Source organism: Photobacterium pectinilyticum, assembly GCF_024357955.1.
Taxonomy (GTDB): Bacteria; Pseudomonadota; Gammaproteobacteria; order Enterobacterales; family Vibrionaceae; genus Photobacterium; species Photobacterium pectinilyticum.
The window spans coordinates 1-21,259 of record NZ_JANEYT010000034.1; the positions used below are offsets into that span (position 1 = coordinate 1).

General features: G+C 46.1%; 17 protein-coding genes and 2 tRNA genes. 7 read left to right on the forward strand and 12 right to left on the reverse strand.

All coding sequences use genetic code 11. The features are described 5' to 3' along the window. Positions 1–119: 119 nt before the first annotated feature. On the reverse strand, positions 120–1,958 hold the full coding sequence (locus NHN17_RS14800; protein WP_255043346.1) for a hybrid-cluster NAD(P)-dependent oxidoreductase: 1,839 nt from the start codon (positions 1,956–1,958) through the stop codon (positions 120–122). Between the two features lie 265 nt (positions 1,959–2,223). Between NHN17_RS14800 and NHN17_RS14805 the strand changes: the two genes are divergently transcribed. Further along, the gene (locus NHN17_RS14805; RefSeq protein WP_255043347.1) at positions 2,224–3,840 is read left to right on the forward strand and encodes a methyl-accepting chemotaxis protein; all 1,617 of its coding nucleotides are present in this window, start codon (positions 2,224–2,226) and stop codon (positions 3,838–3,840) included. A gap of 68 nt (positions 3,841–3,908) precedes the next feature. On the opposite strand, the gene trxC is transcribed toward NHN17_RS14805, so the two are convergent. The 4 genes from trxC to NHN17_RS14825 all read right to left on the reverse strand — a co-directional run bounded on the left by trxC (position 3,909) and on the right by NHN17_RS14825 (position 6,878). Continuing rightward, positions 3,909–4,343, reverse strand: a complete 435-nt coding sequence (gene trxC / locus NHN17_RS14810) for a thioredoxin TrxC (RefSeq protein WP_255043348.1) — start codon at positions 4,341–4,343, stop codon at positions 3,909–3,911. Between the two features lie 166 nt (positions 4,344–4,509). Then, positions 4,510–4,707: a hypothetical protein gene (locus NHN17_RS14815; RefSeq protein WP_255043349.1), complete on the reverse strand. Its 198-nt coding sequence runs from the start codon at positions 4,705–4,707 to the stop codon at positions 4,510–4,512. 521 nt (positions 4,708–5,228) lie between these two features. Further along, positions 5,229–6,401, reverse strand: coding sequence for an iron-containing alcohol dehydrogenase (locus NHN17_RS14820; RefSeq protein WP_255043350.1), 1,173 nt, complete (start codon positions 6,399–6,401; stop codon positions 5,229–5,231). A 114-nt stretch (positions 6,402–6,515) separates the two neighbouring features. Then, positions 6,516–6,878, reverse strand: a complete 363-nt coding sequence (locus NHN17_RS14825; RefSeq protein WP_255043351.1) for a hypothetical protein — start codon at positions 6,876–6,878, stop codon at positions 6,516–6,518. 122 nt (positions 6,879–7,000) lie between these two features. On the opposite strand from NHN17_RS14825, the gene NHN17_RS14830 reads away from it, so the two are divergent. From NHN17_RS14830 to NHN17_RS14840, 3 genes are all read left to right on the forward strand, one after another. Beyond that, positions 7,001–7,576 carry a dioxygenase family protein gene (locus NHN17_RS14830; protein ID WP_255043352.1) on the forward strand — a complete coding sequence of 192 codons (576 nt, stop codon included), beginning with the start codon at positions 7,001–7,003 and terminating at the stop codon, positions 7,574–7,576. 103 nt (positions 7,577–7,679) lie between these two features. Next, positions 7,680–7,770: transfer RNA gene (locus NHN17_RS14835), tRNA-Ser, on the forward strand. A 128-nt stretch (positions 7,771–7,898) separates the two neighbouring features. Further along, positions 7,899–7,975, forward strand: a tRNA-Asp gene (locus NHN17_RS14840). 172 nt (positions 7,976–8,147) lie between these two features. On the opposite strand, the gene NHN17_RS14845 is transcribed toward NHN17_RS14840, so the two are convergent. Together NHN17_RS14845 and NHN17_RS14850 are read right to left on the reverse strand one after the other, a co-directional pair. After that, complete coding sequence (locus tag NHN17_RS14845) at positions 8,148–8,591, reverse strand: YtoQ family protein (RefSeq protein ID WP_255043353.1); 444 nt, start codon at positions 8,589–8,591, stop codon at positions 8,148–8,150. A gap of 165 nt (positions 8,592–8,756) precedes the next feature. Then, a complete protein-coding gene (locus NHN17_RS14850; RefSeq protein WP_255043354.1) occupies positions 8,757–9,665 on the reverse strand; it encodes a LysR family transcriptional regulator in 909 nt (302 codons plus the stop codon). Positions 9,666–9,826: 161 nt separating this feature from the next. On the opposite strand from NHN17_RS14850, the gene NHN17_RS14855 reads away from it, so the two are divergent. Continuing rightward, positions 9,827–11,083 (forward strand): adenylosuccinate synthase, encoded by a 1,257-nt coding sequence (locus tag NHN17_RS14855; RefSeq protein ID WP_255043355.1) that lies wholly within the window; start codon positions 9,827–9,829, stop codon positions 11,081–11,083. A gap of 86 nt (positions 11,084–11,169) precedes the next feature. On the opposite strand, the gene NHN17_RS14860 is transcribed toward NHN17_RS14855, so the two are convergent. The 4 genes from NHN17_RS14860 to NHN17_RS14875 form a co-directional block, all read right to left on the reverse strand. Continuing rightward, on the reverse strand, positions 11,170–12,099 hold the full coding sequence (locus NHN17_RS14860) for a universal stress protein (RefSeq protein ID WP_255043356.1): 930 nt from the start codon (positions 12,097–12,099) through the stop codon (positions 11,170–11,172). 203 nt (positions 12,100–12,302) lie between these two features. Next, a complete protein-coding gene (locus NHN17_RS14865) occupies positions 12,303–12,545 on the reverse strand; it encodes an HP1242/YdcH family protein (RefSeq protein ID WP_255043357.1) in 243 nt (80 codons plus the stop codon). A 239-nt stretch (positions 12,546–12,784) separates the two neighbouring features. Next, on the reverse strand, positions 12,785–13,435 hold the full coding sequence (locus tag NHN17_RS14870) for a Qnr family pentapeptide repeat protein (RefSeq protein ID WP_255043358.1): 651 nt from the start codon (positions 13,433–13,435) through the stop codon (positions 12,785–12,787). Between the two features lie 128 nt (positions 13,436–13,563). Beyond that, positions 13,564–15,609: a metallophosphoesterase gene (locus NHN17_RS14875; RefSeq protein ID WP_255043359.1), complete on the reverse strand. Its 2,046-nt coding sequence runs from the start codon at positions 15,607–15,609 to the stop codon at positions 13,564–13,566. A 315-nt stretch (positions 15,610–15,924) separates the two neighbouring features. Here NHN17_RS14875 and traF point away from each other — a divergent pair, with 315 nt between their 5' ends. Further along, entirely contained in the window at positions 15,925–17,064 is a 1,140-nt protein-coding gene (gene traF / locus NHN17_RS14880) for a conjugal transfer protein TraF (protein WP_255043360.1), read from the forward strand. A gap of 233 nt (positions 17,065–17,297) precedes the next feature. Here traF and NHN17_RS14885 read toward each other — a convergent pair whose 3' ends face one another. Next, on the reverse strand, positions 17,298–17,687 hold the full coding sequence (locus tag NHN17_RS14885) for a universal stress protein (RefSeq protein ID WP_255043361.1): 390 nt from the start codon (positions 17,685–17,687) through the stop codon (positions 17,298–17,300). Between the two features lie 142 nt (positions 17,688–17,829). Here NHN17_RS14885 and NHN17_RS14890 point away from each other — a divergent pair, with 142 nt between their 5' ends. Next, a complete protein-coding gene (locus NHN17_RS14890; RefSeq protein WP_255043362.1) occupies positions 17,830–21,135 on the forward strand; it encodes a mechanosensitive ion channel domain-containing protein in 3,306 nt (1,101 codons plus the stop codon). The last annotated feature ends 124 nt before the right edge of the window (positions 21,136–21,259 follow it).

The following is a 21,259-nucleotide window of genomic DNA, read 5'->3' on the forward strand; positions in this document are numbered from 1 at the left end:
GTCGAGATATCCATATTTCGATACCTCTATTAGATCAAAGGCCTAGCTTAAAAGCCAGGCCTTTGTCATCAATCTGAGCCACCGAAAGGTGGCTGCTTTATATTGAGTATTTCGAGAATCTAGTCGACTAGCTCGACATCGGTTTTCGGGACGCAGCAGCACGCTAACACTTTGCCTGACTCTCTATCGCCTGGTAGCAAAGCGGGGACATCCGGTTGGTCTACCTCACCGGATTCAAGCGTCATCTTACAAGCACCACAGAGCCCTGCTCGGCAGCTGTTGGACACGTTAAGTCCAGAGGCTTCTGCCTGTTCAAGCAAGGTCTTTTGGTTATTACCGCTAAACAAATAGCCATTGATGCTGATAGACACCGTTTGGGCTTTGTTGCTCTGACGTGTAACAGGACCAAACGCTTCTTGGTGATATTGTGCCGGATCGAGGCCTGCATTGAGCAGTAATGTTTTTGCATCATCCATGAAATTATTTGGGCCACAGACGAAGACTTGTCGCTCAACCAAAGCATCGATTTGCTCTAGATGGGCAGCGCCAAGCCGCTTTGACAAGCCTTTCCAGTTTTTATCCGGCTGACTAAGAGAAATCATTACTTTCAATTGTGGGAACCGTTTTTCAAGTTTATTCAATTCTTCAAGATAAGGAATATCGGCTTGGGAGCTGCACTGATGATAGAAAACAACATCCCGCACCTGATCATGGTCGGCGAGATAACGCAGCATCGAAATCATTGGTGTCACGCCACTGCCAGCAGAGAGCAGCAGTAACTTGTCGGTGTGATGGCCTAAATGAAAACTGCCACCAGGCTGCTGGGCCACCAAAGTATCGCCTACTTGGAAATGATCATGGAGCCAGTTCGAAATTCGGCCGTCATCGACACGTTTTACCGATATCGCATAGCGTCCTGGGCGCGAAGGACTCGAAGATAGGGTATAGCGGCGGGCAACGTATTCGCCGTTGATTTCAACTTGGATTGGCAGGTGCTGGCCCGGCTGATAAGTTGGAAGTAATTGCTGTTTTACCGGCTCTAGCCAGAATGTAGAAAAGTCTCGGGCAATGTCTTCGCGTTCAACGCAAGTCAGGGTAACGGATTGGATGCCGCTATCCAGATAAATCTCTTTTGGCTTGGTTTCTAGGACTTCAACTTTATCGCCTGCACTGATCATACCTTCGTTTAGGGCAATCAGATTTTGACCAAAATAAACCTCGCCGCTGCCGTCTGAGCGGAAGGCCGACAAGGTATTAAGTGGTTCTTTTAGTTGGCTGAACTCTCCGGTTGCCGGATCTACCGTGGTCAAAATACAGCGCGAGCAAGGCTTCACGGCTTCAAATTCCACTTCGCCAATACGAATACGCTTCCAGCCATCCTCTGCGAAAGGCTCTGTTCCCGATACAACCAAGTTGGTACGGAACTGATCCATGGTGTGGTGCTGTGGACTGCGGGTATTGAGCTCTTCCAGCGATGCTTCGCTGATGATGAGCAATGGGTAGCCATCGGCAAAGCTAACATTTTGATTGAGCTTTGCTCTTAGGCGTTGTGATTGTTCACCCGTAAATAACAGTTGAACCGGTTCGCCGATGACTTGGCTGAACCATTCATTGGCTGCTTCGGTAGTGAGGTAGGCGTTGAAGGTGTCTTTCCAGACGGTCGCAACCGATTCAGTCATCGCAAAGTCAGCATAGTGTAGCTTGAGAGATGGCTGGCCCGGGAAGGTGAGGACCAAACCATTCGGAAGAAGAGCCGCTGATACTTTGACTAATTGTGGATGTTTTCTTGCAGTGATCATACTGCCATCTAACCGGGTGACCATCAATCGGCGATCAAAGCTCAACCCTTGCAGCTCAACCCATGCTTGAGATGGGCTAATGCCAGCAATCGATTTAACGGGAAAAACATTGATTTGGCTTAGCGCCGGAATATTGGCTGATTTGCTCACAGTTTTCATCCTTGTGTCGTTATTGTTTGTATGGATGACGTCATTCTACCAAATAGTTTTTCGCTGAGGAGTAAAAATCATCAGCCGTAAAAGCAATAACAGTGATGTCGTGGGAGCTGCAAATGGCTGCTAGGGTGGATTTTGTGCTTCGCTATTTTATACATATTTACAATATTTTTGATTAAGGATATAAGTTTTTTGAATGTTGTAAGTAATAAAGCAGATTGGTCGTTCATAATATTTGGAAAATAGTAAATTATTTAAAGAGGGAGCTATGAACCTATTACGGCATTATGGGGTAAGGGTCAAATTATTGGCACTTATCGCCATTGCAGTTATTTTAATGCTAGTAAATGCAGTATTCCAGGTCAATGAAAGTTACCAGAGTGACATTGTTGACCGTCAAGAATCAATGCAGGAGCAAGTGAAAGCGGCGATTTCTTTGGTTCAATATTACTCGGACAAGTATCCACTTGATCAACAGACTGCTCAGCAGGAAGCTAAATCGGCACTTTCTGCTATGCGCTTCGATGGGGATAACTATTTTTGGGTGATAGCTACGGATAATACGCTCGTTATGCACCCATTGCGTCAGCAGCAAGAAGGGCAATCGATGCAGGCCATTACCGATGCATCAGGTAAGCAGCACTGGCAAGAAATGACGACCATAAGTCGCCGATCTGGTAGCGGTTTCTTAGATTACGCTTGGATCGCACCTAACGGTGAGATTTCTGAGAAAATCTCCTATGTTGAGAACTTTTCTAAATGGGGCTGGGTAATTGGCACCGGTGTTCATTTAATGGATATTGAAGAACGCTTCTTCGACAGTATTGTTTTCCAGTTCGGTGTCAGCCTTGTCGCTATCGCTATTTTGGTTGGATTAGGGCTTTGGATTAGCAATGATATCAGTCAGCCGCTCCAACAATTGATCGATAGAGTTCGCAAGCTGGAACAAGGGGATTTGACCCAGAATTTCACCATGGATCGCCGTGATGAGATCGGTCAAATTGCACAAGTGCTTCACCAAGCTTCTTCTTCTCTGCGAACGACGCTGCAAGCAGCCAATCTCAATGCTCAGCAGTCGGTTAGTATGGCTGGGACGATTGCTGCAGCCAGTGAGCAGTGTGCTCAATCCATTACCGAGCAAAACCAGCAGTTAGCTCAACTGGCTACAGCGATGGAAGAGATGAGCGCAACAATTACTGACGTCGCTAAAAATGCCGAGACGGTTTCTGCTTCGACCGCTGAAATCAATGCGCAGGTTGATGCCAGTAACCAACGCATGGTGAAGGCGATGGCCGCGATTCACAGCGTTTCTCAGGGAATCGAGAATTCTGATCAGCGTGTGGGTGAGCTAAAAGACGGGGTAGAAGAAATTGGCAATGTGACCCAGGTGATCCAAGGGGTTTCAGAGCAAACCAACTTGCTCGCACTCAATGCTGCTATTGAAGCAGCGCGTGCTGGCGAGCAAGGCCGAGGGTTTGCTGTGGTAGCCGATGAGGTGCGTAATTTAGCAAGTCGCACTCAGCAGTCGACGATTGAGATCCAGGATACTATCGACAAGCTGACACAAAGTACCTTAAATACCGTGAAGTCGATGGCGGAAAGCACCGAGCAGACACAATACAGCGTTGAACATACCGAGCAGGTGCAGAACGAGCTTAACCGTATCGCTGGGTTAGTAACAGATGCCAACGATATGATCATGCAAGTTGCTACGGCGGCAGAGCAGCAAGGTACGGTAACGGAAGAGGTGAACAACACCGTTAACCTTATCCATACCGCGACTGACGATATCAATAAAGCAGCCCAGCATTTGGCATCGGAAAGCCAATCACTGAGCGAAGCTGCGGCTACGTTGGGTGATCAGCTGAAGCAATTTAAAGTGTAAGTTACTCTCGAATAAGTCGTGATGTTATAGAAAGCTCTAGTCTCTTGGCTAGAGCTTTTTTACAACGTTTACTTAGTCAAAGCCTGATTGAGCCATTGGTCAAATTGACCTTTCGGTAGGGCACCATTGATTGTCTCAACCATTTGACCGTGTTTAAACACCATGATGGTTGGAATACTACGGATACGGTATTGTGCCGCCAGCGCTTGCTGCGCTTCCGTATCAATTTTGACAAAGCGCACATCACCGTTACGTTCTTTCGCAACATCTTCGAAGATCGGGGCGAAGCCAACATCGCCATTACACCATGGGGCCCAGAAATCAACCACAATAGGCTTGTCGCTTTGGATAAGGGAAAGGAAGTTGTCCGTTGTCCCTTCGATAGGTATGCCATCTAGCAATCGATCCTTACAGGCGCCACAAGTCGCAATGTCGTTCACTCGTTCTGTTGGTATACGATTTATAGCCTTGCAGTGAGGACAGCGGGTAGTCATTGTAGTCATAATCGGGTTCCAGTAAGTCTTGTTGCTTACTAATTTAACGACTACCCAAGTATAAGCAAAGCAGGATTAACAGATTACTTTGATAGAAAGAATCTATCGTTTAGTTTTACTTCAAATTCTACGGTCGTTACTTTGTTGTTCATCTTGTATTCGTTGGGGGTGAGGCTTAATGGATCAGCCCAAGCTCTTTAGCTTCCTCAATCGTTAGGCCACTAGCACGAATGTCGCGAAGCATCTCAATACGGCGGCGTGCTTCAGCCTGCTGGCGTTTGTTTTTGGAGATGTGCGAAGCGGTTTCATCTTTGAAATCCCACTTGGAAGACACATCAGACATCTCATTGTGGTCGATAGAATTGATAGACACATTAACCTCCTAATTAATACCTGCGTCGAAATCAACTTATCTTTATCAGACGATTATGACGGCGTTAAGACGTTCAGATCGACTTTGTGACACATTCCAAAATTGTGCAAATTCCATGAAAACTTGCTTTTCTCTCCACCCAAACAGGGGTAGTGTTGATAGTTCCACTTGCATAAAAAATCATGTGGTCAGATCACCTTTTCAAGCATCTCATATTTCCTCACCGCTACAGCTAATTTATCGCTACTAACAGTTTAATAATTAATAGTGTAACTATTTGTTTATTAATAAGTTTGGTTGTTATTTGTTATGATTGATTGCATCGTGAGCGCTTGGGTTTGGTCGGGGTCTACAGTGTCCTGAATATCCATCACACAATGGAGAAATGGCTGAGTGGTTGAAAGCACTGGTCTTGAAAAACGGCATACGTTTGTAGCGTATCTAGGGTAAGCCCTCCGCCACGACAAAAAAGCCTCAGCAGAAATGCTAAGGCTTTTTAGTATGTGTTGGTTTCGGAGGGGCTAGGATGGCTCAAGAAACTGGGTGAGCAGTGCCTCGCCTTGCTGCTGGCTTAGGTATCCGGGAACTGGGTAGGTTCCATGGGCTTCAGCAAGAGCACGTTTAGTGATCAATGGGATCTCATCTTCTTTTAGCTCAGGGAAGGAGGTTGGGATATTCAGTTGAGCATTAAGATTGCTGACCGCTTCGATAAACTCCTCTGCGGTGTCCAATCCGATCACTTCGGCAAGCAATGCTAACCGCCGTTCGCAGTAAGGTTTCAATAAACTCAGTACTTTGGGTAACAACACGGCATTAGCAAGTCCATGGGGAACGTTGTACATGCCGCCTAGCTGGTGGGCAAAAGCATGGACATAACCGACATAAGCACGGGTGAAGGCACATCCAGCTTCATAAGAAGCGACAGCCATCTGCTCTCTGGCCTCTAGGTTAGCCCCATCTTCAAAAGCGGTCGGTAAATGAGCGAATATTTTCTCGGTCGCCTGGGTGGCATATTTGTCGGTGAGTGGGGTGTGGTAGGTACCAATAAATGATTCAATAGCGTGAGTCAGCGCATCCATACCGGTTGCTGCAGTAATCGGCTTGGGTAGGCCGACCATGAGTTTGGGATCAATCAGCGCAAAGTCAGGCAGTATGGCCGGATCGATAATCGCGAATTTCTCTCGTGCACTCGGGTCCGACACCACAGCAGCGACAGTCGCTTCTGAGCCTGTGCCCGCAGTGGTAGGGATAGCCATAAAGGGCGGTAATTTTTTCCTGATCTTTAATTTACCCGCCAACCGGCGAACCGGTTTGTTGCGAACAATTTTCGCCCCAATAGCTTTGGCACAATCAATTGGCGATCCGCCACCGATAGCAATAATGGCATTGCATTTTTGCTCTTTGAATAAATCTGCCCCTACCGCCACGTTGGCGATGCTCGGATTGGGTTTGACCTCGTCATAGATGACAAACTCAATCCCCTGTACGTTCAGTGAATCGCAAAGCGAAGCGGTTAAGCCGAGGGAGTTAATCATCGCATCGGTAACGATTAGCACCTTTTTCGCCCCTTTTGAGGCCATTAAGGCTCCCGCATTGGCCACACTATCGGCACCCATTTCCAATTGGGGAAACGGAATCGTGATTAATTTGTTGAGCTGTTTATTGATTCCGACAACCGTTTTGTAGAGCAACATAGTTAACATCCTTTTAAACACGTGTTTGAATTATAATCAGAGTTGACTATAAGTGTATGGGATGTCCTTCATAGTTAAACAAAAAGGTGATGCCATATGCTTATTGGCTATTGGCTATTGGCTATTGGCTAATAGCTCTTCCAGAGGGGAAGCGTGCGAAGTTAGCCTGTTGTTACGATATAGGTAGCTTTTGATACTTTGGCTGCCATCGCTGAATGACTTGGTGATTTGATAGGGAGTGCCTTTGGCAAGGTGCCAGAGAAAATACTTGGCAGCACTATCGAAGGTTTTATCGGCGTCCAATTCGTTATGTTCGGTTAGGGGAGAGTTAAAGGCAAACTGAGTCAATGTGATAGCATCACCGTGTTCAAGGCGTTGTTTCTCGACATGCTCAAAGCCAAATTCATGTGCTATTGGGGCAATACCACCTGGCAACATATGAGCGGGTATGACTAATGTTGCATGAGAGAGTGTCATTTCTTTTCCTATATGATTTTATATTATCGTGGCACAGGCTGAAGATAATAGACAGGGATCTTCAACGCAATTTCTTTATTGGCTGCCACACTGTAAGTAAGTCAGCTAAGGGAGAAATGGTGATGAAGAGACGGCATTTTTTGGCATTGTGGTCGATGTTGTTTGCGAAACCTCTTTGGGCAAAACAACCTTATACTATCACTCCGTCACAGGCTGAAGGGCCATTTTATCCGGTAGAGCCAATTCCGATGAGGGCAAATTTGATTTTGCAGGAACAAGGATTAGCCGGAGAACCGATAGCTTTGCTGGGACGCGTATTGGATTCCCATGGATTGCCTTTATCTGGTATCAAGGTAGAGATTTGGCAATGTGACGGCGAAGGAGTATACGATCACCCGCAGCAGCCAAATAATCAAGCATTTGACCGCCATTTTGCTGGTTTTGGCGCAGTAGAGACAGATAATGAAGGCCAATATCAGTTCCGCACGATTTATCCTGTGCCATATACCGGCCGACCGCCACATATTCATGTGAAACTTTGGCAAGGGGCCAATGAGATATTGACTAGTCAACTTTACCTTAAAGGACAGACGGGTAATGAGTGGTGGGGTGGGCGTGAGCGACAGTATCTTCAGTTTGAACCTAAACAATTATCGGGTGGCGTTGTTGGAGAATTTGATTTTATTGTCGCCACTTGATCGGTTATCCCTCAAAAAATCGGAAAACTGGTGGTATTGTGAGCGGTCGAGATTTTGGGGTGTTTACAACACTCTAAGGGATCTATATTATCTCCCCCACAACGGAGAGATGGCTGAGTGGTTGAAAGCACCGGTCTTGAAAACCGGCATACGTTTGTAGCGTATCTAGGGTTCAAATCCCTATCTCTCCGCCACATTTTAATAGTCAGTATTTTTACTGGCTGTTTGACTTCTGGGGAAGTAGGGTTCAAATCCTCCATTCCCAGAGCGTCTCCCCACATTCTAGAAATTGGATGGTTACCATCGAGTTTCATACAGAATTGGAGCGGTAGTTCAGTTGGTTAGAATACCGGCCTGTCACGCCGGGGGTCGCGGGTTCGAGTCCCGTCCGCTCCGCCACTACAACGAAGCCTCAGTCGAAAGACTGAGGCTTTTTTGTATGCGTTGAGTTTGGCGTTCGCCCTTCGGTCGAATGAGTCCCGCAGGGAGGCCTGCCCGACGTGTACGACACTCAGCTCTCCGCTAGATCTCTTATGATAACAGTCATATTTACCGGTATGCCTATATCGGGCTATTTGGTGCTGATGACATAGGTGAGGATCTCGACGATTTGTTCTGGCGTTTTAGCCCAAGCCATTGCAGCGGCGTCGACTTCTTTTAATGGGTGGATAATTTCTTCGCTATGTAAGGTGATATAAGATTTACCTAGCGCTGCGCAGTAGCCGGCATCAAAAGCCGCGTTCCATTGCTTGTATTTGTCGCCAAATCTAATGACTGCAATATCGCATTGTTCAATCATCAGCTTTGTTCGTATCGCATTAACTTTAGACGACTTGTGATCGCGCCAAAAGCTGTCTGTTTCTTTGCCTAAAACATCACCTGCTGCGTCACTCGCATCATGATCTGTCACAGCGGAGGTAAATGTCACAGGAAGGTTTTGGGCTTGGGCTCCGGCTATTATTTTCTCTCGCCAGTCGGTATGTATTTCACCTGATAAATATACGGTGTATTTCATATTGTTGTCCCTAAATCAGTAGCGTTCAGTGGTTAATTAATAACTGTTAATAACACCACCTGTGGGCCGTAGACAAGCCAATAGTAATGTCTTCGCATTTCTTTATGAATCACTTCCTGATTATTAAATATCATTACATTATCCTCGGCTTTCGAAGGTTGAAGGCTAGTTTGTAGGATTACTGTGAGGGGAATTGGCGATCTCTTCACTTACCCATTGCAATAGCTGTTTGATTGCCCGCGATAGCACTTGGTTCTGGCGCACAATATAGCCCAAGCTGGTGGTTGGGAAATTAGGAAGTGGGGTGATGGCACTTTTCAGGTTGAGTTTTGGGTGGAGCGAAAACGCTGGCACGATGGCAATACCAAACCCCGCTTCGGCCCAGTCAATTTGGGCATCGACACTGCCGACTTCCATTACCCGGTATTTAGGTAAGTGAAGGCTAGGCAAAGCGAGATCAATCAGATCACGGGTACGGGTATCGTGACCCAATAGGATCAGTGTCGGTTCTTCTTCCGAACCGGTGATCTTTTCATCCAGTGCCTGCTGCTGCCAATCACTCAAACCATTACCCAGTGCGCACCAGCGAATTTGACGCAGTTCGGTAAAGTGTAGTGGCTGGCTTTCTTTTTGGGCTATCACGAAGCCTAAATCTGCTTTGGCACTTTTGACCAGCTCGGCCGCTTGGGTTGAGGTGGTGTTGAACAGAGAGAGATCGATGCCCGGGAACTCATGCTTGAATGACTGGAAGGGTTTAATCAGTAGCAAGCGAGAGATAATGTCACTGGCTGCAATAGAAAGAGTACCTTGGGATAGATCGTTAATCGCATTGAGGTCTGACTGGCATACCTGCAGTTCTTGCAATGTTGACTGCGCACTTTGCAATAAGCGCTCTCCAGCTTGGGTCAGGCGGAACGGATTACGCTCAACCAGCTTGACCCGGGTAGTCTTCTCCAACTGCTTGATATGCAAGCTTACATTGGGTTGGGTCATGTGCAGCTCTGACGCCGTTTTACCAAAATGCTCTAATTGAGCCAGAGTGACAAAGGTATTCAGCCAGTTGAGATCTAACATAAAGGCTCGCTTATTGAACCGCTAACGATGAGTGTGTTTATTCTACGCCCTTTGTCACAAATTCCCATATGAAATCCTTATCGGAGTTATAACGATTATTAATTTTTCTTATTGGCCGAGTCGCCTTAGCATAATCTCATCATTGTTTGGGAGAGTTAATTATGTCGTCTATCGTTGTTGTTGGTGCTAACTGGGGTGATGAAGGTAAGGGCCGAATCGTTGATTTCCTTGCTGAACAAGCCTCTGCGAGTATTCGTTTCCAAGGTGGTAACAATGCTGGCCACACTGTGGTTAATGATTTGGGAACATTCAAACTGCACCAGCTACCAAGCGGCGTATTTAACCCTGACTGTCTTGCGGTGCTAGGCCCTGGTATGGTGATCAGCCCTGAGCCTCTTACTACCGAGTTAGCAGAAGTTGCAGCTGCAGGGGTTAACGTTAACCTTTGTATCTCTGATCGAGCTACCTTGTGTCTTCCACTCCACGCTCTTGAAGATACCCTAGAAGAAGTGCGCTTGGGTGATGCAGCCTACGGTTCAACCCGTCAGGGCATAGCACCTGCTTACGGCGACCGCGTTATGAAAAAAGGTATTCTGGTTGGTTGGTTAAAGCAGCCTGAAGTATTGTGTGAGCGTATTCAGTTCTGGATGGACTGGAAACTGCCACAGCTTAAAGCCCTATACCCAAGCTTCGAGTTTAGCCAAACAGCACAAGAGATGACTGAGTGGTTGCTAGAAGTGTCGGCGCCATGGCGTGATGCGATTTGCAATGTGACCTTACCGCTTAAAGCACTGCAGGCTGAAGATAAGAACCTACTATTCGAAGCACAGTTGGGTGCTGGCCGTGACTTGACGTACGGTGAATACCCATGGACAACATCTTCTAATGTTGTGTCAATGTATGCGGGTATTGGTAGTGGTTTGCCAGCCCTTCGTCCTGAGCGAGTGATTGCTGTTGCTAAAGCGTTCAGTTCATCAGTGGGTACAGGCACGCTGATCACCGCGATGGAAGAGCAAGATGCTTTCCGTGAAGCCGCGGGTGAGTTCGGTGCGACAACGGGTCGTCCACGTGACATGGGTTACTTTGATGCGGTAGCGACCAAAAACGGTGTTGAGCTTCAGGCGGCGACTGAAATCGCCCTGACGAAGGTGGACTGCCTAAGTGGCCTTAGCGACCTGAAAATTTGCGTCGCTTACGATGGCGATCATAGCGAAAACCCAATTTGGCCTCAAACCGCGTCTCTAGCGCCTGTTTATGAGAAAATGGAAGGCTGGAGCGAAGACATCACTGGTTGCCGCAAGTTTGAAGAGTTGCCAAAAGCGGCACAAAATTACGTACTGCGTATCGAAGAGCTAATGGGTGTACCGGTGAAAATGGTATCTGTCGGCCCTGGTCGCGAACAGATGATCATGCGCTAATACAGCTCTGATACTCTATTTATACTGAAAAGCCAGCACCGAGAGGTGTTGGCTTTTTGCTATTTGTTTGTTGTGCTCTATCAGTATTACACTGGTGATTTGAAGGAGTCAGGCTTGAGGGTTAAGACAGAGCAACTAAGCTGGTTGATCATAGATTCTGCGGTGTTGCCCATGAGGAAGCCAGCGATACCAGTACGTGAGAGTGAGCCCAGAATGACGACATCGACGCCTTTAGCTGAGGCATAGAGCGGTAGTACTTCCCTCGCTTCCCCCTCGACAATTTCTATTTTGGTATTAACAACGCTATTTTGGTGCGGTGCTAACAAAGATTTCAGGCGCTCGATCCTCTCTGCTTTCATTTTTTGCGAGAGTTGCTCAATATCGTTATCATCATAGCCACTCCATTTTCTCAGGTAGCCTTCGGAGTCAAGTCGCCATGCATGGCATAGCGTTAAGTCTGCACCAGTTATTTCGCAATATTCCAACGCTAGCTCAATGAGTTTGGTATTAAAACCCTGATATTCAATATTGCTAAGATCAATGGCTGCTACAACGTGATCAATCGGTTTGGAATAAGAGCTGATAGACCAGATAGGTACTTCCGATTTACGGATGATGCTTAAGGTATTTCGTCCACGTTGACAGGCTAACTTCTTGTCATCTCTTGTGGAATCAATAACCACCATGCTGGCTTGTGATGCTTTGGCTTCTTTAATTATTTCTATGTGTGGGATGCCGATACGAACAAGGGTGTTGAAGGTAATGTTGGGGTATTGAGCGTTGAGTACTTCAACATGATGATTAAGCTGTTTATGGTAAAAATTTTTCGCTTCATCAATGATATTGACGGCAGTATCTGAATGCTCAGCCACCTCTTTTAATTCACATAATTCTTCAATAACAGCTAATAGGGTAACTTGTGCAGAGCATTGATTAGCAAATCCAAATGCCTGATGAAAGGAATCATTGAGAGGTTGCTCAGGAGCAATGGTAACCAATAGTCGATTGAGTTTCATACGGCCTCCTTAAACACACATAACACACATGGCTTTTAGTTTCAGTGTATATCGGTTGCTTTTCGATTGCCTGCGTGGTTCATGTTTGTTAACAGAAAAGCGCATTTACAAGGCAGAATATGAGGTGTGGATCGGATTATGGCTTCTAGTCACTTTTATTTGACGTCAGAGGCCACCAAGCGGTGGCCTAAAGTGTTTCAGAGTTAACTTCCGTTAAGCAAACGGCGGTGAAGCGAGTCCTTTAATTCAGCCCTCTGGTGCTTGAGTTGAAGCATGGCATCATCTTCAATCGGGGAGCCTCTGAGTTCAAGCACTCGGATTTCTTTATCTAACTGATTATATTGTTTGGCATCCTGGGCAAATGCCTCGTTGTTTGCGGATAAAGCGGTGATTTTATCTTTGTATTGCGGGAATTCATGAAGCAGAGAGTGATCTTCTCCTAACATACGACCTCCTAAAGCAACCTGAAAAATAATGTATCTCTGGCCAATTTCACCTACAAGGATAGCAGCTTTGATTATAGTGACCTGACTTCCTTCTTAAAAATTGAGAAAAGTGTGATTAAGTTTCATGATTTTGCGCTTTCACCGCAACCTTGGCTTTCTTTAGAAGGTGGTAGTGAGTTTGATATCAGTTTTGCTGTGGCGATTGTGATTTAATTAGGCCCCCAGAGGGGGCCTAGTGATTAACCCGCCGTCACAATCAGGCCCAACGGTTCGAGTAGCTGCTCTTGCTGCCAATCGCAGATCATGACACCTTTGAGGCTAACCCTTCTTGGGTCAAGCCCGGTTAAATCGACATGGCAGAGATTGCACTCTTCTATCACAAACTGTCCCCAGCTATCAGGTGAGAATTCACCTCGGCTGAGATCAGAACCTTTGAATGACGCTCCCGTCAAGCTAGCCCCAGTCCAGCGGTTTTCGAACAACTCACACTGCTCCAGTCGCTGGTCTTCCAAATTGGCAAAGGCTAAATTGCTTGCCGAAATATAGGCTGAGCAAAAGTAGTTATTTTGAGTCAGGTAGTTGGCAAAGCTAGCTAGGGAAAAGTTAGCCCCTTTTAAATTGCAGGCACGTATTTCGATGCCAAAACATTGTGCGCCTCGGAAGTTTGCCATGCTGAGGTTACAGTCTTTGAAGCTGGCCTCTTTGAGTTTGGTATATTCAAAACGGCACCCTTCGACGTCACCACGCTCGATAAATTGGCAGTTGATGAACGCGGATTCGTTCAAATTGGCTCGGTTGAAGTTACAACGAATGAAGGTGCAGTTTTCGAAGTGGGTATATTCAAAGTCTTGCTCTGAAAAATCATGGTCGATGTAGGTTTGGTCTTTCATTGGAAACTGCCAGTATGAGTTATCTTTATGTAGGCAGGGTAACTGTAATTAAGGTAAAAATACCAGAGGTTTATGCCGCTCACTTTAAGTAAGCGGCATTCAATGTCAAAGGACTTTATCGTATTGACTTAAAACTGCTTATTGCCTGCCAAATCTTCAACATAGCCCGTGGTGAGATCAACAAAGAAGTGATCTGCGGGTTTGGCTTTGCCTAGTTGATGATAAATGCGAGCAAATGATGCAAAACGAGTCCGAAGCAGTAACAAGTCAATTTGATCTTTTTGTACGCTGCCACCACTGGCTGGGTTTTGATTAATGTAGTCGGTGTCCCAATCAATGTTTTCCAGATCGCCATCTGCATCGTTGTGCTTGAACATTTCCATTGCAACCCGGATTGGTACAAGCAGTTGGTAATTCAGATCTTGTAGTGCTAGCTCGTCACCGTTGCGCTGATACAAAGTGGCAAGGCACAATTGTTTAAAGCTCACGGCCATCATTTGATCACGATTCATCAGGAAAGTGCTGCAGTGACCGTCTACCATGGCCAGAGCGTCAATAGCTTTATCTTCAAGTCCCCACTCGGCAAAAATAGTCAATATGTCGCTATTGTTTGCCTCGATTGTCATTGCTTCTATCAAAGCCAATGTTTGTTGGTTATCGAGTGTTCCCTCATAACATGACAACATCATTAGCCAGTAGAGTGGTGTGGCCGCCTCAAAAAGTGCCGTAATATCCCCTCCCCAGCCATTTTTTAGTCGCATGTGCATTAGTACATCCAAATGGCGGAACATGAAATCACGGTAGTCAGTGGCTTCCAACATGGTTTCCCACTGTACATCTGCACCAACCCATTCGCGATGTTCTTTTTCAAGCTGGTAATAAGGGAATAGAGCATCGAAGTCGCGCACATCCTGTAAGGTCTTGGTCTCTATCTCGAACAATGTTGGTGAATGACAGGTGACGACTTTGTACGATGGTGTGTAGGCTGCCAGAGACGGTGCTTGAATATTAATGAGGGTACCGTTTTCGCCTTGATGAACAGCGGTATCATTAACATGAATATGGCCGCCAAACTGCATCTTTACACCGGCGTTAATGACCTGCTCAGCAGTATCGCTTGAAGGTACGCGGGTGTTGTTGTAAGAGCCGTCATTGAATACATAGTAAAAGTCGTTTGCGCTCGAGTTGAGGTACTCGGTTGCTGGGTAATGGCTAAATACAATCAGCGTTTTGCCTTCAGCTTCAGCACGTGCCGTTACATTGGCTAGCCAATCCATTACCTGGGGCTTGTACTTCTTGCCTTCTTCCCAGCCGATAGAGGCGTGGCTCCAGCTGGTACCGTCGTCGTTAGGCAGGTAGATATTCATGTCGACAGAGACAATCCATAGGCCTTCAACTGGCTCGGCCAGGTAGGTGGCATCTGGACACCAGAACGTATTACCACCGTCTTCCTTGCTGATCATAAGACCGCGATCTTCAAACTTATCGCTGCCCCAGGGGGTTTCGTAGCTGACATAGCTTGGTTTATTCTGAAAACCGTATTGCCCCAATGCGTCAAACATTTCCTGATAGCCCGTAGCCCACATTCCTTTCGTAATGTGTTGGCCAATCAGTACATTATTTGGCGTGAAGTTGCGGTCCTCATCACTGGTTACCGCGATGCTGGCCCCGGTGTGATGCAAGAAGTTCTTTGTTTGGTGGGCACCATATGGCCGAACAGGATCATGGTTGCCATTAGTCAAAAAGAATTCAAAACCGTACTTTTCAATATATGGTTCTACAACACGGTTAAACCCTTTTAAGGTGTCGACTTGGCCATCATCAGAGAAGTCGCCTAGTAAACAGATATATTTAATACCTTGTTGGCCTAACTCTTCAAGTGCCTCAATAAAGGCAAAGTAGTTTTCGTTGAACATACGAGTAGATTCGCACGAGTCCTGCATGCTTCGTATTGTTACTTCGCTGTTGAATTTTGAAAATTCGTAATGACCAAATACATCATGGAAATGAACATCTGCAAGCATTGCGACTTTCACTCCGGCGATACTGGTTTTCTCTTCTGAGGAGCTACTGCTATTACATGCTGTTAGGATTGATGTCGAAGCTGCAACTGTGCCAACTTTAGCCATTCCGCCCATAAAAGATCGGCGGGAAACATTTTTTTTACTAAACATTTTTTATTCTCGTTTTTAAAAAAGTATAAAATATTTATCTTCTGTTTCAGAATTGATTCATATTTATTTCATTTTTTTTAACTGGCTAGGTATAGGCGGCTTTTATGATTGCGATCAATAAATAGGGGGTTGTTTCATCTCGTTGCTTATCAAGCGTGCCCTCTAGGCGATTAGGAAGCCGAATTTTGAAGGCTTTCGTTACCCCCATCACTCTTTATCAACTTGAAACAAAAATGTGACTAGCTCAGTGTTCACAGCCATGTTTTAATTGCACAATATTCAAAAGAAATATGATAATAGACTTCAGGGACTAACATGGTGACAGTGAAAAGAGCAGCAGCAGGGATAGCAATGGCTTTTTTGTCGTACTCGGCAGCGGCTTCAAACACGCTCTCTGATACACGCAGTGTTGGTATGGGTGGCGTTGGTGTTGCATCAGCCAACTACCTGACGGCGAGCTTTCATAACCCGGCATTGGCAACACAGAATAAACGTCATGACAGTTTTGGTATGATCTTACCGGTTATCGGCGCTCAAGTTTATGATGGCAATGATCTACATGATCGGGTGGATGCGTTTCAAGATTTGAATGATCAATTAGCGGGTAATCCTGATCTTGTAGATGAGTGGACGGCAGCGCTGAAAGATTTGGATGATGGTCGTATCGATGGTGATGTAAATGTCGGTATGGTTGTCGCTATTCCCAATCGAATGGTTAGCACAAACTTTTTCATTTCTAGCAATGTGACCGCGTTGGTTCTTACTGATATCGACGAGGATGATATTGCCAACCATGAAGTCATTAACTCAACTGGGCAGGCAGTTGCTGGTGGTACGGTTGATATTGGCTTTACCTTTGCCAAAGAATTTATTTTCTTAGATCGCGACCTAAGCTTAGGGGTTTCCCCTAAATTACAGCAATTAATGGCATTTAACTACAAGCAGGGTATCGACACCTTCGATGATGACGATATCGACATCGGTTCTGACTATGTCGATAAGTCGGCGTTTAATGCCGATATCGGGGCAGCCTACGCGCTGAGTCGTAATGTGATGCTAGGTTTATCTGTGCAAAATGTCTTTTCCCAATCATTGACGTCAAATGAGAGCTCTGGTAATCAAGTGACTTATGAGGTTGAGGCGCAATACACTACAGCGTTTGCTTATAACCATCCCCGCTTCACGGTTGCTGCAGATGTCGATTTGAACAGCAACAAGCCGTTCAAAGAGCAAGCGTATAAAACTCAGTTTGCCCGTATTGGTATAGAAGCGGATGCATGGCGTGTGGCTCAGCTGCGTTTGGGCTACATCCATAGTATGACTGATTTTTCCGATGACCTGTTTACCGCTGGTATTGGCTTGAAACCCTTTGGTAAATTTGGGTTAGATATTGCGGCCATTTATGGTAATGAAGATAACTACGGTGCATCAGCTCAATTGGTCTTCCACTTCTAATTTCACCTGAAGTGCAAGCAGAAGACGATTGTTTGTTAGCGTTGATCATTCGCTGATTATAATAATCGTCTTTTTTACGCCTTTCTTAAATCAACACGCAATTTTATTTTGAGTGATTCATGAAACCTTGTTGCTCAAGGTCGTGAAGTACGCTCTCGTTAAGTGCATCGTCACTCACTGGTTGATCGGTATATTGACGAATAGAGCGGTGGGAATGAAGATGAGAGAAAACATCACTGATTGAGATAAACCACTAACAAGTCGGCTTCAATGGCATTAGCCAGTTTGGGGACCGATGAGAATAGTCGGCTGAAGAATTTGTGATGATGGCCGCAAACCACTAAATCGATATCCATTTCTTTAACGACCCCAGATAGTTTTATATGGAGATCGCCAACCACCACCAAGGTGTCTGTAATCGGGTAATCACATTGATCCGCGAGTGTTTGTAGTTTTTCTTGTATGGTGCGTTTTTCTTTTTGTTCCAAAACGACTTTATCAACACCGACATATACAAAGGACAGTTTGCAGTTAGTCCCTTTAGCTAATGAGACGGCTTTATCAATCACGGTTTGGCTGGATTGAGATAAATCGACAGCAACTAAGATATGCTTATAGCTCATCGTGTTTTTCCCCGCTCTTTGCTTTGTGCTGATCTTAAGTTTAGCTTCTATTAGGTATTAATCTTGATACCCTCCGTATAACAGCGACTTCTACACTTTAACAGTATCTTTGATTTTGGGGTCTGTGTGGGTGTGGGTGTGGGTGTGGAGTCTGGCTAGAAAGCTCATTTTTTGCCTTGGTTTATCGCTGTTACTTACTGCGGGGTTAGGTGCGCAGACGCTGCCGGATATTGACTATGTCGATAGTGAAATTGAGCGCTTGAATACAGAAAGCCCCAAAGATGAAGATCTTATTCAGCAATACCAAAGCTTAGCTCAGAGTTTAAAAAGCCAGAAAACCTTAGCTGATGAGCGAGAGCGATTGCGTAGCCTCATTACCCAGTTTCCCCAGCAGAGAGCGTTGTTGAGCAAGAAGGTCAAAGATGCTGACTTACTTCCGGTTTTCCAAACTGATCACCTTGAATCTTATGATGATCTGTCCCAGGCACTGGCCCGTTTGAGTGCCTCACTAAGCGAATGGCAAACAGCATCGAAAGCCAATGCCGATAAACGAAAAAAACTCAATGATTCTAGAAATACCCTCCCTAAGGAAATTGCTAGCCTAAATAGCCAGTTGGATCAAGCATCGCTGACAGTGAGTGACAGCACAGATAAGCTGCGAGTTTGGCTGGCTACGGCTAACTCAGCCACGCTGCAGCTGGAGAAAGACAAGAAGTTGCTAGAGCAGCAAACCTTGGATGAACGTAGTGAGTTACTTCAGCTTGAGAAGGCCTTGTTGGCGAAGAAAATAGAGTTGGCCATCCCGCTACAGATCCAATTGCAAAATCGCCTGACCGCCATAGAGCAAGGCTCGGCTAAGGCGCTTATCGCTAAGGTAGAGCAGAACAATAGAGCACTTCTGGATAATAAGATGCCAGAGGCGGAAAAAGACATATCCCGGCAAGAGCAGGCGGCCAAGTTACTAGCCCTGGCTAAAGAGTTAGAGCGAGTATTGCTGGAAGTGGATGATGCCCGAGTTGATATTCACCGTATCCAAGTAGAAAGGCAGAGCCTCACCGATGAGCAAGTGCTTATCAAGAACAATCTGGATTGGCTAAGTGAGAGCACGTCCTTTGGCGCTTCTATCAGGGCTCAGTTACAGCGTTTACCGACCCGGGTCGCGGTGAATGTGATTCCGGATCAGATCGCCAAGGCTCATATCAGAAAATATGAAATCAGCCAGCTTCGCTCGGATGTTATGCTTAATGAGCAAGCAAGGGATCAGTCCGTGGATAACCCCGATGGTGAAGGGCTGCTTGAACTACAAAGAAAAGACCTAAATAAAAAGTTGCTGAGCCGGTTAAGCCAAGAGTACGACAAACTGATCACCGAACTGAGTCGTCTTCAAGCTGCGAGTATCCAATATAAAGATGAGGTGAATAGCGCACGCTCTTTCCTTCGTGAGCAACAATTATGGATCCGCAGCAATCTGCCGTTATGGAAGAATCTCACCCGCTTTGAGATGGATGTGTGGTTTGGAGCCCATACTCCTCTCAAGGTTCTGTTCGAGCGCACTTCACAACAACAACAGATGACCTTGGTGTTTTCTATTGCTGGTTATACTCTGCTGTTTTTTTTATTGAGAATGAAGCTATCCCGCCTGAGTGATCAGCATCGATTGGAATATAAAAGCCTGTTTGGGCACCCGCTTAAAGATAAATTTCGCTACACCTTGATTCTGTTTGCACTTGCCTTGTTTCGGGCTGTTGTTTGGCCGCTGTGGTATGGCTTGACTGCCCTTGGCATTTTTTGGCTGTGGCCTCAGCCGACGTCAGGTGATCTCCCCTCATTGATCACTACCAGCGCATGGGGCTTGTTTGTGCTGGAACTCATTCAGAGCTTAACCGCTAAGGATGGGGTGCTGGATTTGCATCTTAACTGGCCATCAGAAATTTGCCGGTATCTCCATCGTGAAAGCCGCCGACTTCGTTGGCCGTTAATCATTATTTTGCTTGCCTTATATTGTTCTGAACTGGTGTCTGGCGAGAAGGAAGCCGAAGCATCTCGGGTGCTATTCTTGTTGTTGGTCAGCTGCATGACGTATATCTACGCTTTTTTGTTCAAGCGTGAGCGGTTACCCATGGTGTTGCCATCACCGTTGCATCAGGGCTTTCCGTTGATGTTGATCCGCGGTTTAGTCATTGGCTCTTTCTTCGCCATTATGCTGATGTCGGTCCTTGGACTGTACCTCGCTTCTTGGGTGCTACTGCATTACCAGCAACTGACGCTGTTTTTGATGCTGGGCGTACTGCTGGTTTACCAGATGGGGGAGCGATGGCTTAAGTTGGAGCATCGTCAATTGAGCTATCAACGTCTGTTGGAAAGGCGTGAAGAGCTCATTGCCCAGCAGCAGGAACAAGCCGGTGAGCCCCCAGAGTTGGCAGAGCTGCGAGAGGTGATGCCTGAAGTTGAAGAGAACAGCCTAAATGCCGAGCAGGTAAGTGAGCAATCGCTTACCCTTCTGAGGGGATTATCCTTGATTGGGTTGGTGATAGCCATGTTGACCTTGTGGTCGAGTGCTCTTGAGATGACCAGCTGGCTAGGCAAAGTGGTTGTGTGGCAGGTGAGTGAAGTCGGTGAAACGGGTGCGGTGATGGTGGATATCACGTTGCGCTCGCTGATTGATGCGCTGATCACCTTGCTGGTTACCTTCATCGCGGTGAGAAATTTGCCCGGTATTCTCGAGCTGTTGGTATTACGCAGGCTAGATTTGTCACCAGGAACAGGCTATGCAGCTACCACTGTTCTACGCTATTTAGTGATGTTGATTGGGGTGTTCAGTGCTTGTTCGTTGATCGGTTTTCAATGGTCTAGCCTGCAGTGGTTGGTTGCGGCATTCGGAGTTGGGTTGGGTTTTGGCTTGCAGGAAATTTTCGCCAATTTTATATCGGGTTTGATTATTCTATTCGAACGGCCAATCCGGATCGGTGACATTGTGACGATTAATGATTTATCGGGCACGGTCAGTAAAATTAAAACTCGGGCGACCACCATCACTGATTGGGATAACAAAGAGATAGTCGTTCCCAACAAAGCGTTTATTACCGAGAAGCTGATTAACTGGTCATTGACCGATCCGATCACCCGTATCGTGATCCCTATCGGGGTGGCTTATGGGTCGGATATCGAAAAAGTTGAGACGTTGCTGTATCAGGTCGCCAATGAACATCCTCTGGTGCTCAAAGACCCTCCGCCGTCCGTATTCTTTCTGGCATTTGGTGCCAGTAGCCTAGATTTTGAATTGCGTGTTTATATCACCGCCATTGATCTCCGCCTATCTACCATTCACCTGATCAACAAGAGTATTGATAGCCTGTTCCGGCAAAATGATATCGAAATAGCCTTCCCGCAAATGGATATTCATGTGCGTGATGTGAAGCAGGAAAAAGATAATCCGCCAAGTGATTAGGGCTTATTGTAACAATCAATTAACGTCATGATAGATGCAGAATTAATGCTAGAAAGGATGCAAAAGGACTCAACAAACCTATCCCATTACTGGCCAGTGTCAATGTGGTCAAGTGAGTTATACC

Excerpts from the sequence above, each read along its gene's own strand:
- NHN17_RS14800 (WP_255043346.1), bottom strand. The coding sequence starts at position 1,958 with ATGAAAACTGTGAGCAAATCAGCCAATATTCCGGCGCTAAGCCAAATC.
- NHN17_RS14805 (WP_255043347.1), top strand. The coding sequence starts at position 2,224 with ATGAACCTATTACGGCATTATGGGGTAAGGGTCAAATTATTGGCACTT.
- trxC (WP_255043348.1), bottom strand. The coding sequence starts at position 4,343 with ATGACTACAATGACTACCCGCTGTCCTCACTGCAAGGCTATAAATCGT.
- NHN17_RS14820 (WP_255043350.1), bottom strand. The coding sequence starts at position 6,401 with ATGTTGCTCTACAAAACGGTTGTCGGAATCAATAAACAGCTCAACAAA.
- NHN17_RS14825 (WP_255043351.1), bottom strand. The coding sequence starts at position 6,878 with ATGACACTCTCTCATGCAACATTAGTCATACCCGCTCATATGTTGCCA.
- NHN17_RS14830 (WP_255043352.1), top strand. The coding sequence starts at position 7,001 with ATGAAGAGACGGCATTTTTTGGCATTGTGGTCGATGTTGTTTGCGAAA.
- NHN17_RS14845 (WP_255043353.1), bottom strand. The coding sequence starts at position 8,591 with ATGAAATACACCGTATATTTATCAGGTGAAATACATACCGACTGGCGA.
- NHN17_RS14850 (WP_255043354.1), bottom strand. The coding sequence starts at position 9,665 with ATGTTAGATCTCAACTGGCTGAATACCTTTGTCACTCTGGCTCAATTA.
- NHN17_RS14855 (WP_255043355.1), top strand. The coding sequence starts at position 9,827 with ATGTCGTCTATCGTTGTTGTTGGTGCTAACTGGGGTGATGAAGGTAAG.
- NHN17_RS14860 (WP_255043356.1), bottom strand. The coding sequence starts at position 12,099 with ATGAAACTCAATCGACTATTGGTTACCATTGCTCCTGAGCAACCTCTC.
- NHN17_RS14865 (WP_255043357.1), bottom strand. The coding sequence starts at position 12,545 with ATGTTAGGAGAAGATCACTCTCTGCTTCATGAATTCCCGCAATACAAA.
- NHN17_RS14870 (WP_255043358.1), bottom strand. The coding sequence starts at position 13,435 with ATGAAAGACCAAACCTACATCGACCATGATTTTTCAGAGCAAGACTTT.
- NHN17_RS14875 (WP_255043359.1), bottom strand. The coding sequence starts at position 15,609 with ATGTTTAGTAAAAAAAATGTTTCCCGCCGATCTTTTATGGGCGGAATG.
- traF (WP_255043360.1), top strand. The coding sequence starts at position 15,925 with ATGGTGACAGTGAAAAGAGCAGCAGCAGGGATAGCAATGGCTTTTTTG.
- NHN17_RS14885 (WP_255043361.1), bottom strand. The coding sequence starts at position 17,687 with ATGAGCTATAAGCATATCTTAGTTGCTGTCGATTTATCTCAATCCAGC.